This window comes from Streptomyces humidus, from assembly GCF_014649655.1.
Classification (GTDB): domain Bacteria; phylum Actinomycetota; class Actinomycetes; order Streptomycetales; family Streptomycetaceae; genus Streptomyces; species Streptomyces humidus.
Genome location: NZ_BMTL01000029.1, coordinates 31952 through 48165 on the forward strand (window position 1 = coordinate 31952; position 16214 = coordinate 48165).

The following is a 16214-nucleotide window of genomic DNA, read 5'->3' on the forward strand; positions in this document are numbered from 1 at the left end:
GGTCACCGTGCAGGCACACTCGCTACGGCGGGCTGTGCTCGGAACACCTCCGAGCCCGGATGCCGGCGGATGGCGACGAGCCGGACGGCACGGGAGCAACTGACGGGCGAGGGCACGACCGCGTTCCAGAACCTGCAGTTTCTGGAGAACTGCGAGGAGTTCGGGATCGAGCCCGGGCGGAACCCGCTGATCGGCTTTCCCTGCGAGGACCCGTCGGTCCACCGCACCTACACCGAGGAACTGCGCGACCTCGTCCACCTGGCGCCGCGGCACGGCGGGAGTGGACCGCCGACGGCATGGTGCACGAGGTGCACGAGGTGCACTACGGGCAACATTGAGCGCCTCGGCTGGCTGCCGCCCACCGAGGGAGAATCCCCGCCCCCAGCCACCCGCCTTCCGGAACTACCTCGGAACTACCTCGACCACCGCGAGACACCCCGGCCGAAGCCCTGCCAACAGCACGGCCGCGCACGGGCCTTCTGGCCGGACGCATGCACGCGTGCTTTCCCACCGGCCTGCAGGCCGGTGGGAAAGCACGCGTGATCCGATCCTGCTTGAATCAGCAGGTGATGTAATTCATCGCCACCGAGGTGAAGGTCCGGCCCGAGGGGGCGCTGAGGTTCACCGGCGAGGAGTCGCCCTTGGGGCCGGCCCAGGCGCTGTCGTGGTAGCCGCCACCCGACAGGTATCCGCGCACGAACGGGCAGCGGCCGTCCGCCTTGGTGTCGTGGACGGTGCCCGTGACACGGGTGTTGCCGTCACACCACTGGCCGTTGGCGTATCCCTGAGCGGAGCTGATGGACCAGTTCTGGTTGCACGCGAGCGTGCCCGTGCTTCCAGCGCTCGCGGTGGGGGCCGTCACCACAAGGGCGGTGCCGGCGAGGCCCACGGCGGCGAGGACGGTTCCGAGGACATGGCGCTTGCGGGACGAAGGCTTCTTGATCACAGTACCTCCCAAGTACGTGGCGGAATCGCTGAGCGGCTCTGACGCCCCGCTGAATCAGCGGGCAGGGCGACCGACGCCCACGCATCACGCGGACCGGTGGATCCGGTTCGGTGCCCTCAGGGTCGACCCGTGGTGGGAGCGTGCGGAGCACATCCCGCCAAAGCTGGGAAACTCAGGGACGGCTCCCGTCGCGACCTGGCGGGATGGCGGCCACCGCGGGAAAGTTGGGGACATGACGCGGTGGAGAGCGCTTCCCGATGATCTCGAGCCGGAGGTCGCGGACCTCATCCGAGAACTGCGCGGCCTCAAGGACGTCACCGAACTGACGCTGATGGCTCTCGCCTCGAAGACGGCGTACAGCAAGTCCGCCTGGGAACGTTACTTCAACGGCAAGAAGCTGCCGCCGCGTCAGGCCGTCAAGGCCTTGGCGGAGATCGCGGGTCCCGAACACGTCGTACCTCTGCTCGCGCTGTGGCAGCGGGCTGCACAGACCGAGACGCGGGGACGGCCGCAGGAGGGCGACGGAGGCGAGGCGGCTGAGGACGAGCGCAGGACTGAGGCGGCTTCGGCGACTCTCGGGACGGCGGGCGAGGGATCTTCGTCCGTGAAGGTCGACTCCGGTGACGACGGTGACGTTGACAGCGACGAGGGGGCGCTTCCAGGGAGGAGACGGGTACGGCTCAGGGTTCTCGTCGGCGTCTGTGCGGCTACGGCCCTCCTCGTGGGTGTCGCCCTCGTCCTGGCCGTCGTCCTGCACCCGGACGGAGGACGTGGCGCCGGGAAGGACGCGAGGGCGACGGCGAGCCCGTCGCCGGTGGCGGACGATCGGTCGGCGAGCCCCGCCGGCTGCCGGAAGGAGACGTGTGAAGGGAAGGACCCGCGGCTGACGGGGTGCGGACAGGACGCACGGACCGTAGCCTCCGTCTGGCTGTCCTCCACGCTGATCGAGCTGCGGTACAGCTCGCGCTGCCAGGCCGCCTGGGGCCGTATTCTCGCGGCGGAAGTGGGCGACCAGGTGCACGTCGACACCGTCGACGGACGGGCGCAGACCGGCCATGTGAAATTCGGGGTCGACGCCTTCAGTCCGATGGCCCCGGTCGCGGATCCCTCCGGAGCGCGGGCCTGTGCCACGCTGACGAACAAGGCCGCGACTTGCACGCCGCAGGGGTCGGACGCGCTCGCCGACCCGGCATCCTCCTCAGGAGGTTGACGGGCCGTAGGCCTTCTTCGGCGATGTCGGTCTGCCGCTGAGCCGAGTCGGTCCGCACCTCGTCCGGATCGAGTGCAGGAAGCCTCGTCGGGGCAGAGTGACCGAAGGGTCCCCTGCCCCGACGGAGCTCGGTCGGCCGGGCTGCGGGTCACCGGCGCCCGGCAGAGGCCGGTGCCGTGTGCGTCGCTCCCCGGCTCAGCCGAAGTTCACGTCGCTGCACCACATGTAGGCCTGGTCGAGGTGTGATGCCTGCCAGATCACGAACAGGATGTGGTGTCCGGTGTAGCCGGAGGTCCGGACGGGGAACGTGATGTCCTGCGCCGGGGCGAAGCGGCCGGTCTGCGTGATGAAGTCGAGGTTGCCCCATCCCAGGTTCTGGGTCTTGGGGTTGAAGCCCTGCTTGCTCACGTAGACCTTCAGGTAGTCGGCACCGTGGGATGCCTGGTCGTGCAGGTGGACCGAGAAGTTGTTGCCGACGGTGGTGGTCTTCCACTGCCCGGGCTTGTTCAGGCTGTCGTTCCTCGAGAGGTTGTTGCTGCAGAGCGTCCCGTCGGGGGTCCGCGCCTGGAACTGGCCACCGAGGCCGTCGCGGAGTGCGCTCATCCAGTTCCACATGGTGTCGGAGTTGGCCTGGAAGGCCTGCCAGCACATGGGGTCTTCGGTCTGCATGGCCGGGTTGGTGTGGTTGCTGCCCCACGTCTTCCAGCACTGGTACGCGCGGGAGGCGGGGTCGACGACGGTGCCGTGAGCCTGGGCGGGGGCCGACCAGGTGAGGGCGCCGACAACCACGGCGAACAGCATGACGAGCGCCTGGAGGGGCCGCCGGAGGGACGACCGCGAACGCCTGGTTAACGGACTCTGGTTGCGCATGTGGGGGGAACTCCTTCCAGTTGCAAGGCTGTCATGGGAGCGCTCCCAATAATAGGTTCTCTGGGTTGAATGTCCATGAAACGGTCAAAGTTGATCACAGGAGGGGTGGTGAGCAGGGAATCCGGCGTGAGTGGGGGAGTGCGGGCCGGTGCGGCGGGCATCACCCGTTCCAGGACCGCCTCCCGGTCGCCTCGGCGTCCAGGGCCCTCCGCATCCGCAAGGCGGCCGGCCCGGCCTCGTCGGCGACGGCGGTCCACTCGAACGAGCGGCCCGCCCGCCGCCGGGCGACCGCGCCTTGGCATGCAGCCGGGTCGGGATGGTCATCGCCGTGGTGTAGGCGAGGCTGCCACCGAGGCGTTCTTGGACCCAGGCCGGAGGAACCGCTCCGGGGGCCGGGTGCAGCGCGGCGAGCACCTGCCCCTTCAGCTCCCCCTGGCCGCGCCGCCCGGCTGCGGGCCCCCGCGACCCCCAGGCGGGACTCGCAGGCCGCATCCGGTGCGGGGACCCTCGCCGTCGGCCCCGGCTACCCCGGACCGCGCGGCTGACCGGGGCCCGCATCACCGCGCTCCAGATCCGACTGCGCCATGGACGGCCCTGACAACCTTCAGCAACTTCTACAGTGCTGTAGAATTTGAGTCTCAGTCACTCGGCGGCCGGGCCCCTGCGCCCGGCCCTCGGACACGGGAAGGTATGCGACATGGGTGTGAGCCTCTCCAAGGGCGGCAATGTCTCGCTGAGCAAGGAGGCGCCGGGCCTGACGGCCGTCCTGGTCGGCCTCGGGTGGGACGTGCGCACGACCACGGGCACCGACTACGACCTCGACGCCTCCGCGCTGCTGGTCGACGAGTCCGGCAAGGTGCTTTCCGACCAGCACTTCGTTTTCTTCAACAACCTCAAGAGCCTGGACGGCTCGGTGGAGCACACCGGCGACAACCTCACCGGCGAAGGAGAGGGCGACGACGAGGCCATCAAGGTCAACCTGATCACTGTCCCCGCCGACGTCGCCCGGATCGTCTTCCCCGTCTCCATCCACGACGCCGCCAACCGCGGCCAGAGCTTCGGCCAGGTCCGCAACGCCTACATCCGCGTCGTCAACCAGGCGGGCGGCGCCGAGCTGGCCCGCTATGACCTGTCCGAGGACGCCGCGACCGAGACCGCGATGGTCTTCGGCGAGCTGTACCGCAACGGCGCGGAGTGGAAGTTCCGCGCGGTCGGCCAGGGCTACGCATCCGGCCTGGCGGGCATCGCCGCCGACTTCGGCGTCAACGTCTGACCCGCCAGACGTCTGCGGGCGGGCCGGACTCTACGTCCGACCCGCCCCGCCTCCCGTGCCGCGGAATGCGAGCCCTGGTTACAGCAGCCCGGACTTCACCGGCCCCTCTCTGCCTTTCCGGGGCTGACTCCGCTCCCACGAGTGCGCGCGGGCCGAACGGGTGCCGCACGCCATGCCGTACCCGCCGGGGCCGGGCGCGCCCCTGCCCGTCCCTTCTACATTGCTGTAGATTCATGTGCGCTCCCCCCACCACACCGCCGGGGCAGCGCACTTCGGCCCCCGAGCACCAGGAGGAAACCGGTGACAGTCACGCTGACCAAGGGCCAGCAGATCAGCCTGGAGAAGAGCGGCGGGCAACCGCTCAGCGTCGTGAGGATGGGACTGGGCTGGCAGGCGGCGCCCCGTAAGGGCTTCCTCGCCAAGCTCACCGGCCCACGCGAGATCGACCTGGACGCCTCCGCGGTCCTCTTCGCCGGCAACGAACCGGTCGACGTCGTCTTCTTCCAGCACCTGGTCAGCGACGACGGCTCGGTCCGCCACACCGGCGACAACCTCGTCGGCGGCGCCGGGCAAGGCGGCGACGACGAATCGATCCTCGTCGACCTGCTGCGCCTGCCCGCGCACGTCGACCAGATCGTCTTCACCGTCAACTCCTTCACCGGGCAGACCTTCGCCGAGGTGCAGAACGCCTTCTGCCGCCTCATCGACGAGAAGACCGGACAGGAACTGGCCCGCTACACCCTCTCCGGCGGCGGCTCCTACACCGCCCAGATCATGGCCAAGGTCCACCGCTCCAGCGGTGGATGGCACATGTCCGCCATCGGGGAACCGGCCAACGGCCGCACCTTCCAGGACCTGATGCCCGCCATCGCCAGCCACCTCTAGCCACCCAGCCGCCCGCCACCGGGGAGAAGACGGACACCCATGTTCGGCATCAGCGAACTCGCCATCGTCCTCATCGTCGTCATATTGATCTTCGGGGCCAAGAAGCTCCCCGAACTCGCCCGTTCCATGGGCAAGTCGGCTCGCATCCTCAAGAGCGAGGCCAAGGCGATGAAGTCCGACCAGACGCCGCCGACCACAGCGGAAGCGGCGGACGAGGCCTCAGCTCCCCGCATCATCCGAGTCGCCCCGGGTGAAACCGCCGGCCGTCCCACAGATCAGCCGGGCAACGACACAACGCGGACCTGACCAGCCCGCGACCAAAGCCCATGCCGGGCACGCCCCTCCCCTCACAGCCGGACCCCCTCGTCCGCCACGCCGAACCGGAAAGCAGCGTCACATCATGGGCATCGTCAGCTGGATCATCCTCGGACTCCTGGCCGGAGCCATCGCCAAGATCCTCCTGCCCGGACGCGACCCCGGCGGCCTCATCGGCACCACCCTCATCGGCGTCGCCGGCGCCTTCACCGGGGGCTGGCTCTCCGCCGAGTTCCTCGACCGGCCCATACAGAACGAGTTCTTCGACCTCGCCACCTGGGGCGCGGCCATCGGCGGCTCCCTGGTCCTACTGATCGCCTACCGCCTCCTCTTCGGCAACTCTCGCGACTGACACCCAGTAGGCGGTCTGGTGGTCGGCGAAGCGGACCCACTCCTGGGCGTACGCCCGGCAGAGGGTCTTGCCCAGTAAGGGTCTGCGGCATCGGCCGCGCCCTCGCCGCACATGTCCTGGCCGAGGCCGAGGCCCAGGCCCAGGGCTGTCGAGGCGTGGTGTTCAACGCTGTCGTCGAGACCGACCCGGCCCTACGGCTGTGGACATCCCTCGGCTTCACGATCCTGGCCACAGTGCCGCAAGCGTACGAACACCCCCGGCACGGGCTCATCGGGCTGCACGTCTCGCACAGGGCGCTGTAGTTTCCTCCAGGTCCTTCCAGCGGATCTCGGCAGGAGAAGGGGCGGCGTCGGATCCGTGTTCGCCCTGCCGCAGGTCGCGATGCTGCAGAGATCCATCAGGAGGGGCCGGCCCGGGGGCCCGGAGATGCCATCGGCCATATGTCCTGTCACCTGCAAGGGCGGCGAAGGGGAGGAGGCTCGTGCCTCATGCGGCCCGTGCCTGGGCCGGATGGGGCCGGCGACGGCGCACATGAGGTGTGGATCGCGGCAAGCGTCGATGCTGTCGGTGGACTTGCGGCTTTACTGCGATGACCGGGGATAATGTGCTCATATGTACCCAGGTCGCTTGAGGGAGTCGGGCCTTCTGCCAGGCAGGAGGTACCGGTGAAGGGCGAGCCGGGAGAGCGGGCCGCAGGGGCGGAGACGGAGGCGCTGGCACTGGCTCTTCGGCAGGCAACGGCATGTCTGGAGGGCCTGGGCGCCCTCGTTCATCGTTGGGATGCCGCCACTGGCCGTCTCACCCTCGTGGCGGCAGACGGCCTTGCCGCCGAGAGCGTGGCAGCGTGGGCGGACTTGCGCGAGGAGCAGGAGGAGGCGCCCTCCCTCGCCCTGAGGCACGGTGTTCTCGTCCTGACCGGCGGCGACAGCCTGGCGATCGGGGCATCCGGCACGGCGGCGGTTCCCCTGATCGGTGCCGGCGGACCGATCGGTGCGCTCTCCGTGCTCACAACGGGACCCGGCGAGCCGGACGACGTGCAGCGGTCCTTTCTGTACGCGGTGGCGGCTTGGGTTGCCACACGTCTGGACCGCTCACCTGGTATGCCACCGCGCCGAGGCCCGGCGACCCAAGTGGAGCGGATGGACTCCATGGGCAAGCTGATCACAGCGCTCGCCGAGGCCGCCACTTCCCGCGACATCGTGCAGGCCGTGGCGAAGCACATCCTGCCACCGCTCGGCGCCGACGGGCTGGTGGTCTCCGTGTTCGAAGACGGCCGACTGACAGTGATCGACGCGGTGGGGTATCCGAAGGAGTACCTGAGCCGGTTCGAAGGCCCGCTCGCCGTAGACATGCCGGTCACCGACGTCCTGGGCAGCCATGAGCCTCGGTTCCTCGAATCACCCGAACAGCTCTATCAGCGGTATCCCGCGGTGCAGAGCAAGATCCTGATGGGGACCTCGCCGAAGATGGCGTGGGCGTTCCTGCCGCTGATTGCCTCCGGGCGCTCCGTCGGCCTGTCGGTGGTGTCCTTCAACCGGCCGCGGACCTTCAACGACGAGGAGCGCGGCCTGCTGACAGCCTTGAGCGCTCAGGTCGGCCAGGCGTTGGAGCGGGCCCGCCTGTACGACCTGGAGCATGCCCGTGCGCAGGAACTGCAGCGCGGTCTGCTACCCCGGGTACTGCCTCGTCTTCCCGCCGCCTCCGCTGCCGCGCGCTACCTGCCCGCGGGACGGGGTGAGCAGGTAGGTGGGGACTGGTACGACGTGATTCCGCTGCCCGCGGATCGGGTGGCCATGGTGATCGGCGACGTGATGGGCCACGGCATCGCCGAAGCGGCCACCATGGCCCGGCTGCGCACGGCGGTGCGCACTCTCACCGACCTCGGGATGGCCCCCGACGAACTGCTGGGTCACCTCAACGACCTGGTCAGCGACCTCGGCGAGGACTTCTACGCCACCTGCCTGTACGCCGTCTTCGACCCTGTCAGCCGTAGCTGCTCCTATTCCCTGGCCGGCCACCCGCCACCGGTCGTCGTCCACCCCGACGGCACCGTTCACAGCCCCGTCCTGGCCCCCGACCCGCCGCTCGGCGCCGCCACACCGCCCTTCGCGGCACACGAACTCAGCCTGCCCGACGAAAGCCTCGTCGTCCTGTACACCGACGGGCTCGTCGAATCCGCCGCCCGGGACGCCGAGCAGGGGCTGGCGCAGCTCCGGCGCGTCCTGGCCGAGAGCACGGTCCTCGTCGCCTGCTCCGAGGTCGCCGACCAGGACGAAGATGTCCGGCGGCTGGAGGACCTGTGCGACACGGTCGTCTCAGCCCTTCTGCCCGACCGCAGCGGGACGACCGACGACGCCGCCTTGCTCATCGCCCACACCCGCGGCACGGCCGCCGCGGACGTCGCTTCCTGCGCTCTACCCGACGACCCGCGGGCCGCCGGCCAGGCCCGCGAATACGTCCGCGATCAGCTCGCCCGGTGGGGCTTGGAGGACCTGACGTTCACCACCGAGCTGCTCGTGAGTGAACTGGTCGGCAACGTGATCCGCCACGCGAAGGGGCCCATCCGTCTGCGGATGCTGCGAAGCCGCACCCTGACCTGCGAGGTCTACGACGGCAGCCTGAGCATTCCGCGCATCCGCCACGCCGCTCACACCGATGAAGACGGCCGTGGCCTCCAATTGATCGCTGCCCTCTCAAGGCGCTGGGGTGCCCGCTACCTCCATGACACCAAATGCATCTGGACCGAGCAGGACATCCCGAGCCCTGCCGCGTGACGGCAGGCCGGAGTGCGGGACTCGCCGTCAGCCGGCACTCTGCGTGGGCTCGCAGTCGCGGCACGCGGCGGTGGACCGTGAGCCGGACATCCCGCCCACGTGGACCGCCGATCCGGCAGACGCGATGAGTGTCGTCGCCCGCGCATTCTGACTTAAGCAGGCGGCGGTGAGGTGGTCCAGGCGGAGGGGTGCGTCGGTGAGGGTGGTGATGTCTTCGAGGGTGACGCCGGGGGCGGTTTCGACGAGGGCGAGGCCGTGTGGGGTGATGTCGAGGACGGCGAGGTCGGTGATGATGCGGTGGACGCAGCGCTCGCCGGTGAGGGGCAGGGTGCATTCGGTGAGGATCTTGGGGCTGCCGTCCTTGGCGGTGTGTTCCATGAGGACGATGACGCGGCGGGCCCCGTGGACGAGGTCCATGGCGCCGCCCATGCCCTTGACCATCCTGCCGGGGATCATCCAGTTGGCGAGGTCGCCGGTGGCGGAGACCTGCATGGCGCCGAGGACGGCGGTGTCGATGTGGCCGCCGCGGATCATGCCGAAGGAAAGGGCCGAGTCGAAGAAGGACGCGCCGGGCAGGACGGTGACGGTTTCCTTGCCGGCGTTGATGAGGTCGGGGTCGATCTCGTCGCCGGTGGGGTAGGGGCCGGTGCCGAGGATGCCGTTCTCGGAGTGGAGGACGACGTGGATGCCGGGTGGGAGGTGGCCGGGGATGAGGGTGGGCAGGCCGATGCCGAGGTTGACGTAGGAGCCGTGGGTGAGTTCGGCGGCGGCGCGGGCGGCCATCTGCTCGCGGGTCCAGCCCAGTGGGGTGGGGACGGGGGCGGTCATGCGCGTACGGTCCTCTTCTCGATCTGTTTGTCGGCGGCCTGTCCGCCGTTCAGTTCCAGCACTCGTTGCGTGAAGATGCCCGGCAGGTGGACTGCGTCGGGGTTCAACTCGCCCGGTTCGACGAGTTCTTCGACCTCGGCGATGGTGATGCGTCCGGCCATCGCGGCGAGGGGGTTGAAGTTGGCGGCCGATTTGCGGAAGAGGAGGTTGCCGTGGCGGTCGCCGCGCCAGGCGCGCACCAAGGCGAAGTCGGTGGTGATGCCGTGCTCCAGGACATGACGGCGGCCGTGGAAGTCGCGGGTCTCCTTCGGCGGGGAGGCGACGGCCACCGACCCGTCGGGGGCGTAGCGCCAGGGCAGGCCGCCGCGGGCGACCTGGGTGCCCACCCCGGCGGGTGTGTAGAAGGCGGGTATGCCCGCGCCGCCCGCGCGCAGGCGTTCGGCGAGTGTGCCCTGCGGGACGAGTTCCACTTCCAGTTCCCCGGAGAGATACTGGCGGGCGAACTCCTTGTTCTCGCCCACGTAACTGCCCGTCACGCGGGCGATGCGGCCGGCGGCCAGAAGGACCCCGAGGCCGCGTCCGTCCACGCCGCAGTTGTTCGACACGACCTGCAGGCCGGTGGCGCCCTGCTCGTACAGGGCCTGGATGAGCACGGCCGGGATGCCGCTGAGGCCGAAGCCGCCGACGGCCAGCGACACACCGTCGGGGATGTCGGCGACCGCCTCGACAGCGCTCGCGCAGACCTTGTCCATGGAGGGGGGACCTTTCTGCTTCTGCTTCTGCTTGTTGCGTACGGCGTCCGGGCACCGGGCGTCCGGGAGCGCCGTGTGCTGTGAGGCCGTCGTCGACCAGGATCTCGGCGTCAGCGATGACGCAGGCATCGTCGGAGAGGAGGAACGGGACGAACGAGGTGACCTCGTCCACCGTTCCGGTGCGACCGAGCCGGCGTCTCGCGACCTCGGCCTTGCGGAAGGCGCACTCACGCGGACGCAGTGTGGGTCGAATCCGAGGTCCACCGCCGGGCTGCCGACAACCCGAGTGCGACCGCCGCGGCGGCCAGCCCCAGCAGCCCGACGGCGCCGACCAGAGTGCCGACCACCGACTCCACTGCGAGCAGCACCAGCGGGCACACGAAACAGCCGCCGAAGTAGGCCGTCAGCCACAGCCCCGTGCCCCGGCCGCGGTCCTCGTACTCCAGCCGGGACGTGGCACTGGTGATGAGCGCCGGCAACAGCATCCCCGTGCCCAGGCAGTTGACCACCGCGCCGACCACCAGCAGCGGGACACTGCCGGCGAGGAACATCGCGCCGAAGCCGACCGCGCAGATCGCGAAGATCACGGGCAGCATCGGGTTCGGGGAGCGCTTCAGCCGGGCGAAGGTGATCGCTCCGGCCACCGTGGCGGCGCTGGCGACCGCGGTGGCCAGACCGATGACACCCGTGTTCTCCACCCCGAGGTCGTCGAGCAGGTACGCCATCTCCACCGGGACGGTGTAGAAGACCATCGCCCCGAAGAATGTCAGGGCGCATATGCCCGCCATCTGCCGCCAGGGGAACGGCCGATGTGCGGCCTGGCCGCGCTCCATGGCTCCTTCCGCGGCCTTGCGCGCCACCGAGCTGGGCAGGGCGAAGGCCAGCACCGGGGCGAGCAGCAGACTCACCGCGTAGACCCAGAACGGAACGCGCCAGCCCGCCGCGCCGGCTGCTCCGCCGAGCACGAAGAATGCTGTGGCGGACGCGGAGGCGCACATGGTCTGCAGGGCGAGGTACTTCACCCGCCGGTGACCGGAGTAGTAGTCCCCGATCAGGGTGGTGCAACACGTCATGATCGCGGCCTCGGCGACCCCGACCAGGGCGCGGCTGGCAATGATCGCGCCGAGCGAGTCCAGCCAGAGCGGTGCTGTGCCGAACAGGGCGTACAGGACGGTCGCCACCAGCAGCAGCCGCTTGCGGCCCAAGCGGTCGACGATCACGCCGGCGAACGGGGCCAGCAGCGCCAGAACCAGCGCCGGAACGGTCAGCGCCAGGGGAACCAGCGCCTTGGCGCCGGGGACCGACGCGAAGTGGTCCTGCATCTTCGGCAGCGCAGGAGCGATCAGTACCGCTCCCAGCACGGGCAGACAGCTGCCCGCCATCAGCGCGGTCACCCGCAGCTGATGGGCCGGACCGGACACGCTCACCGGCGGAGGGGCGGACTCGTCGACAGTGGTGGAGGGCACGGGCACGGCAGCGGGCATGGTGACTCCAGGGGGACGAAGTGTGTGAGCGGGCATGCCGCACAGGCGCTCTCGGCGCTCGGCATGCTGCGGAGGACCTCACGCCGATCGAGAACCGGGGACGCGGCGTGCGGGTGGGACGACTATGCGGCCTCGGGGGCCCGCTGCCCACCCTCCGTGCGATCGGTATCCCGGATTCGGCGCATCCATGGAACCGATGGGGGCGTCACGGTCCGAGCAGGGCGGGCTGTGATGCGGCAGCGGCACCGGAGGATGAAAGGCCCGGGCGCGCGGAGCATGCGGGTCGGGTTCAGGTACACCCGGCCCGACCGGCTGTGCCCGGATCGGATCAGGGGCGGCTCCGGGGCCGTCGGCGGCCGGTCGGCAGGGGCACCGGCTCGGTGCCGGGGATGACGGTGTTGCGGACGGAACCGAGGACGTCTGCGGTGAGGGTGACGGTGTCGCCGGGCTTCAACGGCGGCGGGACCCGCTCGCCCCGGATGCCCCACAGTTCGGCCAGGCAGCCGCCGTTGCCGCAGGTGCCCGAGCCGAGCACGTCGCCGGGGCGGACGACGGTGCCGCGTGAGGCGTAGGCGACCATCTCCTCGAAGGTCCAGCTCATGTTGGACAGCAGGTCCTTGCCGACGACCTCGTCGTTGATCTCCGATGTCAGGGAGAGGCGCAGGAAGCCGTCCGGGTCGCGGTACGGTTCCACCTCGTCCGGGGTCACGAGGCAGGGGCCGAGGGTGGTGGCGGTGTCCTTGCCCTTGCAGGGGCCGAGGCCCACCTGCATCTCGCGGATCTGGAGGTCACGGGCCGACCAGTCATTGAACAGGGTGTATCCGGCGATGTGGTCGCGTGCCTGCTCGGGCGTCAGGTCGCGGCCCTCGCGGCCGATGACCACCGCGACCTCGAGTTCGAAGTCCAGCACCTTGCTGCCGGGCGGATACGGGATGTCGTCGTGCGCGCCGACGAGGGCTTGGGGGTTGGTGAAGTAGAAGGTGGGCGCGTCGTACCACGCATCGGGTACGCCGCGGTCACCGGAGCGCCGTACGCCCTCGATGTGTTCTTCGAAGGTGTAGAAGTCCCGCACGGAAGGCGGTTCCAGGAGCGGGAGCAGCCGTACGGCATCCAGCGCGACGGGGTCCGCGGTGGGTGGGAGGTCGGTGGCCGCTCGCGGGAGTCCGGAGCGGATCAGGTCGAGCAGTGTCGTGCCGTCGGGGAAGGCACGTACGGCGGCACCGTCGATCACGCCGCAGTTGCGGCGGCCCTGATACTCGTAGGTGGCGAAGCGCATGGGGGCTCCAGGGGGCTGGGCCGGGGGCGCGGCGGGCACTCAGGGCCATGAGCGGGGCATCGCGGCGCCCCCGGAGTGGGGAGGATCAGACCGGCGGGGCGATGAAGCAGCCGCGGTCGGGGTCGTTGAAGGACTCCTTGGCGACCAGTTCGTTCACAGGGTTGGCAGTGCCCCACTGGTCGGAGACCTCGTCGGTGGAGAAGTCGTAGACGTGAGGGTGCCAGGTGTCCTCGTCCAGCTGCTCCAGCTCGGTGGTGTACTCGACGGTGTTGCCGTGCGGGTCGTGGAAGTAGGAGAAGGTGTTGTCGCCCGCGTAGTGGCGGCCGGGGCCCCATACCTTGTGCACCCCGGCGCGCAGCAGTCGGCCGGTGCCGCGCATGTACTCGTCGATGCCGCGCATCTCGAAGGAGATGTGGTGCAGGGCGGTGTGCGGTCCCTGGGCGATGGCCATCGAGTGGTGCTGGGAGCTGATCCGCATGAAGTGCATCGCCTCACCCATCTTCGGGTGCCAGAGGGTGTCGGAGAGCCGGAAGCCGAGGTGGCGCTCGTACCACTCCCTGGTGGCGTTGAGATCGGGGGAGTTGATGACGACGTGCGACAGCTTGACCGGGATCGACTCCTTCTCCTCGATCTTCCGGTGCTGCCGTACGGCGACGTCGGCGGAGACCTCGACGGTGCGCCCGTCGATGTCGAAGAAGCGGAAACCGTAGCCGCCGCCGGGGGTGTCGACCTTGCCCGGCCGGGTGATCAACTGCACGCCGCCCGCGAGGAGTTGTTCGGCGAGGGTGTCGACGTCGGCCGGGGTGGCGGCGCCGTAGGAGATGAGGTCGAGGCGCTTCTCCTCGGCCTTGCGCAGCCGCACGATGTACTGCTCGGGGCTGCCCTCGGCAGCGAGGAAGGAGATGCCGGAGTCCTCGGCGACCTTGGTCAGGCCCCAGATGCCGGCGTAGAAGTCGAGCTGTGTGTCGTAGTCGGGAACGGCGAGGTCGACATGCCTCAGATGGGTGAGCAGACGCTCGGTCATGAGTGGGGCTCCTGTTCAGGTGGCCTCAGATGAGGCGCAGCAGCGAAGCCGCGTTGGCACCGCGAATGGCGTGGAAGTCGGAATCGGGCAGGTGAGCGGCGCGCAGAGCGGCCAGCGGGTCGTCGGCCCCCATGTCGAAGGGGAAGTCGGAACCGAGCAGCACCCGGTCGGCGCCCACGATCCGCACCAGCTCGCGCAGGACGGACGGATCGTGGACGAGCGAGTCGAAGTACAGCCGCCTGAGGTAGCTGCTGGGCGGGTGGGCGCAGCCTTGGGCGTCAGGACGGACCCGCCAGGCGTGGTCGGAGCGGCCGATGTGGGTGGGAAGATAGCCGCCCCCGTGCGCGGCTATCAGCCTCAGCTCCGGGTGCCGGTCCAGGACGCCGGAGAAGATCAGATGGGAGAGCGCGACGGCGTTCTCGGTGGGCTGGCCGACGGTGTTGGACAGGTACCACTGGTCGAGGCGCTCGTCGAGGGTGCAGCCGTAGGGGTGCAGGAACAGCACCGCCCCGGTCTCCTCGGCGCGGCTCCAGAAGGGTTCGTATGCGGGGTCCGACAGTTCGCGGCCGGGCGCGTGCGAGGAGATCTCGACACCCGACAGGCCCTGTTCCAAGGCGTGTTCGAGAGCCTCGACGGCCAGGTGCGGGTGCTGGAGCGGGACCAGCCCGAGGCCGCGCAGCCGCTCCGGCGCCTGCGCGCAGTGTGCCGCGACACCGGTGTTCGCCAGCTCCCACACGGCGCGGGCCAGCTCCTGTTCCGCCCAGTAGTGGTAGTCCGGGACGGGAGACACGAGCTGTATGTCGACATCGCAGGCGTCCATCGCGGCCAGGCGGGCTTTGGTGTCGGTCAGCTTCGGGATGCGGTCACGGATCATGGGCCCACTGACGGCCTGGGCCTCCGGGCCGATGCGGCGGCCCTCCAGAGCGCGGGCGGCGGCGCGTTCCGGCCACCCGGCGACGGCCTCCTCCAGCTCGGGGAGTACGACGTGGGCGTGGACGTCGACGGTCAAAGGGCGCGCAGCGCTTCCTTGAAAGGGCGGTGGTGGGAGACGGGTGGGCGTCGTCACGGCAGTTCCGTCAGCATGGTCATCGTGCGGCCGATCAGACCGGGCACGTCGGCGTCGCGTACCCCGTCCAGTTGCCACCGGCAGATCTGGACGGCACCGTCCACGACCAGCCGGACTCGGGGGATACGCCGCTCGTAGTAGGCCGTGAGCAGTTCGTCGTTCCAGTCGTCGTGGCCGGCGAGCAGCTCCGCCAGGACCAGGGCGTCCTCCAGGGACATCGCCGCACCCTGGGCCAGAGTAGGTGGGCAGCTGTGCGCGGCGTCGCCGACGAGCACGACGCGGCCGCGGTGCCAGGAGCCCTCGACCAGGTGCCGGGTGAACACCGTGTAGTTGACCTTCTTCGGATCGGTGATGGATGCACGGATCTCGTCCCAGGCACCGCCGTACGGCTCGGCGAGACGGCGCATCTCCTCGCCGAAGGTGTCAGGGTCGAGGTTCGCACGGTCCCGCTGGGGCTCCACCAGGTACGCGTAGAGGGAGTCCGGGCCGGTGGGACAGTAACCGGCGATGTAGCAGGGCCCGCCGTAAGCGAGGTCGGTGCGCTCGACACTTGCGGGCCGAGGGGCGCAGACGCGCCAGATGCCCATGCCGACGGGTTCGGGCCGCTCGCTGATGCCGATCATGGCGCGGGTGGCGGAGTGCAGTCCGTCGGCGGCGACGACCAGGTCGTAGCGGCCCGTGGTGCCGTCGCTGAAGGTGACGTCGACTCCTGAGGCGTCCTGTTCCAGTTGCTGGACGGTGGTGCCGAGCCGGACCCGGGCACCGGATCTTCGGACCGCGTCGATGAGGATGCGCTGGAGGTCCGCCCGCTGCATGCCGACAACCGAGGGCAGGTCCGGGCCGCCGGTGCGGTGATGGGCGTCGACGTGCAGCACCGTCCCGTCGGGAGCGGTGATGCCGAGCGCGTCGAACCCGAAGCCGAGCTTCTCGACCTCCTCCCACACGCCGATCTCGCGCAGGACGCGCAGGGCGTTGCCTTGAGTGGTGATTCCGGAGCCGTGGACGTTCCAGTCGGCCTTGGCTTCGACGAGGTCGACGTCGATGCCGGCTTTGCGGAGCAGGACGGCCAGGCCGTTTCCTGCGGTGCCGCCGCCGATGACGAGGACGGTGCGGGTGTGGGTCATGGGAACTTCCTTGTTCCTCTTGTCAGGTCGTGACG

15 protein-coding genes and 2 pseudogenes are annotated in these 16214 nt (G+C 69.7%); 7 read left to right on the top strand and 10 right to left on the bottom strand.

All coding sequences use genetic code 11. The annotated features are described in order from the left end of the window. Positions 1-559: 559 nt before the first annotated feature. Positions 560-946 (bottom strand): hypothetical protein, encoded by a 387-nt coding sequence (locus tag IE239_RS29635; RefSeq protein ID WP_190152499.1) that lies wholly within the window; start codon positions 944-946, stop codon positions 560-562. Positions 947-1178: 232 nt separating this feature from the next. Here IE239_RS29635 and IE239_RS29640 point away from each other — a divergent pair, with 232 nt between their 5' ends. Continuing rightward, a complete protein-coding gene (locus IE239_RS29640; RefSeq protein WP_190152500.1) occupies positions 1179-2156 on the top strand; it encodes a DUF2690 domain-containing protein in 978 nt (325 codons plus the stop codon). A gap of 195 nt (positions 2157-2351) precedes the next feature. On the opposite strand, the gene IE239_RS29645 is transcribed toward IE239_RS29640, so the two are convergent. Both IE239_RS29645 and IE239_RS42465 read right to left on the bottom strand, forming a co-directional pair. After that, positions 2352-3026, bottom strand: coding sequence for a lytic polysaccharide monooxygenase auxiliary activity family 9 protein (locus IE239_RS29645; protein WP_491591143.1), 675 nt, complete (start codon positions 3024-3026; stop codon positions 2352-2354). Next, a pseudogene (locus IE239_RS42465) lies at positions 3005-3518 on the bottom strand (BlaI/MecI/CopY family transcriptional regulator). Before IE239_RS42465 ends, IE239_RS29645 begins: the two are co-directional and overlap by 22 nt. A gap of 205 nt (positions 3519-3723) precedes the next feature. On the opposite strand from IE239_RS42465, the gene IE239_RS29650 reads away from it, so the two are divergent. From IE239_RS29650 to IE239_RS29675, 6 genes and pseudogenes are all read left to right on the top strand, one after another. Beyond that, positions 3724-4299 carry a TerD family protein gene (locus tag IE239_RS29650; protein WP_190152501.1) on the top strand — a complete coding sequence of 192 codons (576 nt, stop codon included), beginning with the start codon at positions 3724-3726 and terminating at the stop codon, positions 4297-4299. 300 nt (positions 4300-4599) lie between these two features. Then, the gene (locus IE239_RS29655; protein ID WP_190152502.1) at positions 4600-5184 is read left to right on the top strand and encodes a TerD family protein; all 585 of its coding nucleotides are present in this window, start codon (positions 4600-4602) and stop codon (positions 5182-5184) included. A gap of 39 nt (positions 5185-5223) precedes the next feature. Beyond that, a complete protein-coding gene (tatA, locus tag IE239_RS29660) occupies positions 5224-5490 on the top strand; it encodes a Sec-independent protein translocase subunit TatA (RefSeq protein ID WP_190152503.1) in 267 nt (88 codons plus the stop codon). Between the two features lie 94 nt (positions 5491-5584). After that, positions 5585-5851, top strand: a complete 267-nt coding sequence (locus IE239_RS29665) for a GlsB/YeaQ/YmgE family stress response membrane protein (protein ID WP_190152504.1) — start codon at positions 5585-5587, stop codon at positions 5849-5851. 86 nt (positions 5852-5937) lie between these two features. Beyond that, positions 5938-6153: pseudogene (locus tag IE239_RS29670) on the top strand (GNAT family N-acetyltransferase); the annotation flags it as partial. 363 nt (positions 6154-6516) lie between these two features. Then, complete coding sequence (locus IE239_RS29675; protein WP_229878387.1) at positions 6517-8625, top strand: SpoIIE family protein phosphatase; 2109 nt, start codon at positions 6517-6519, stop codon at positions 8623-8625. A gap of 27 nt (positions 8626-8652) precedes the next feature. Here IE239_RS29675 and IE239_RS29680 read toward each other — a convergent pair whose 3' ends face one another. From IE239_RS29680 to IE239_RS29710, 7 genes are all read right to left on the bottom strand, one after another. Next, positions 8653-9429 carry a CoA transferase subunit B gene (locus IE239_RS29680; RefSeq protein ID WP_308435435.1) on the bottom strand — a complete coding sequence of 259 codons (777 nt, stop codon included), beginning with the start codon at positions 9427-9429 and terminating at the stop codon, positions 8653-8655. A 20-nt stretch (positions 9430-9449) separates the two neighbouring features. After that, entirely contained in the window at positions 9450-10205 is a 756-nt protein-coding gene (locus IE239_RS29685; RefSeq protein ID WP_190152572.1) for a CoA transferase subunit A, read from the bottom strand. Positions 10206-10432: 227 nt separating this feature from the next. After that, a complete protein-coding gene (locus IE239_RS29690; RefSeq protein WP_190152507.1) occupies positions 10433-11689 on the bottom strand; it encodes an MFS transporter in 1257 nt (418 codons plus the stop codon). 328 nt (positions 11690-12017) lie between these two features. After that, complete coding sequence (locus IE239_RS29695; RefSeq protein ID WP_190152508.1) at positions 12018-12965, bottom strand: fumarylacetoacetate hydrolase family protein; 948 nt, start codon at positions 12963-12965, stop codon at positions 12018-12020. A gap of 85 nt (positions 12966-13050) precedes the next feature. After that, positions 13051-13989, bottom strand: coding sequence for a VOC family protein (locus IE239_RS29700; RefSeq protein WP_190152509.1), 939 nt, complete (start codon positions 13987-13989; stop codon positions 13051-13053). Between the two features lie 25 nt (positions 13990-14014). Beyond that, positions 14015-14998, bottom strand: a complete 984-nt coding sequence (locus IE239_RS29705) for an amidohydrolase family protein (protein WP_229878388.1) — start codon at positions 14996-14998, stop codon at positions 14015-14017. 53 nt (positions 14999-15051) lie between these two features. Continuing rightward, positions 15052-16179, bottom strand: coding sequence for an FAD-dependent oxidoreductase (locus IE239_RS29710; RefSeq protein WP_190152511.1), 1128 nt, complete (start codon positions 16177-16179; stop codon positions 15052-15054). Positions 16180-16214: the final 35 nt, after the last annotated feature.

Bases quoted from the DNA above. Each gene is read 5' to 3' on its own strand.
- IE239_RS29640 (WP_190152500.1), top strand. From the start codon at position 1,179: ATGACGCGGTGGAGAGCGCTTCCCGATGATCTCGAGCCGGAGGTCGCG.
- IE239_RS29645 (WP_491591143.1), bottom strand. From the start codon at position 3,026: ATGCGCAACCAGAGTCCGTTAACCAGGCGTTCGCGGTCGTCCCTCCGG.
- IE239_RS29650 (WP_190152501.1), top strand. From the start codon at position 3,724: ATGGGTGTGAGCCTCTCCAAGGGCGGCAATGTCTCGCTGAGCAAGGAG.
- tatA (WP_190152503.1), top strand. From the start codon at position 5,224: ATGTTCGGCATCAGCGAACTCGCCATCGTCCTCATCGTCGTCATATTG.
- IE239_RS29665 (WP_190152504.1), top strand. From the start codon at position 5,585: ATGGGCATCGTCAGCTGGATCATCCTCGGACTCCTGGCCGGAGCCATC.
- IE239_RS29685 (WP_190152572.1), bottom strand. From the start codon at position 10,205: ATGGACAAGGTCTGCGCGAGCGCTGTCGAGGCGGTCGCCGACATCCCC.
- IE239_RS29690 (WP_190152507.1), bottom strand. From the start codon at position 11,689: ATGCCCGCTGCCGTGCCCGTGCCCTCCACCACTGTCGACGAGTCCGCC.
- IE239_RS29695 (WP_190152508.1), bottom strand. From the start codon at position 12,965: ATGCGCTTCGCCACCTACGAGTATCAGGGCCGCCGCAACTGCGGCGTG.
- IE239_RS29700 (WP_190152509.1), bottom strand. From the start codon at position 13,989: ATGACCGAGCGTCTGCTCACCCATCTGAGGCATGTCGACCTCGCCGTT.
- IE239_RS29710 (WP_190152511.1), bottom strand. From the start codon at position 16,179: ATGACCCACACCCGCACCGTCCTCGTCATCGGCGGCGGCACCGCAGGA.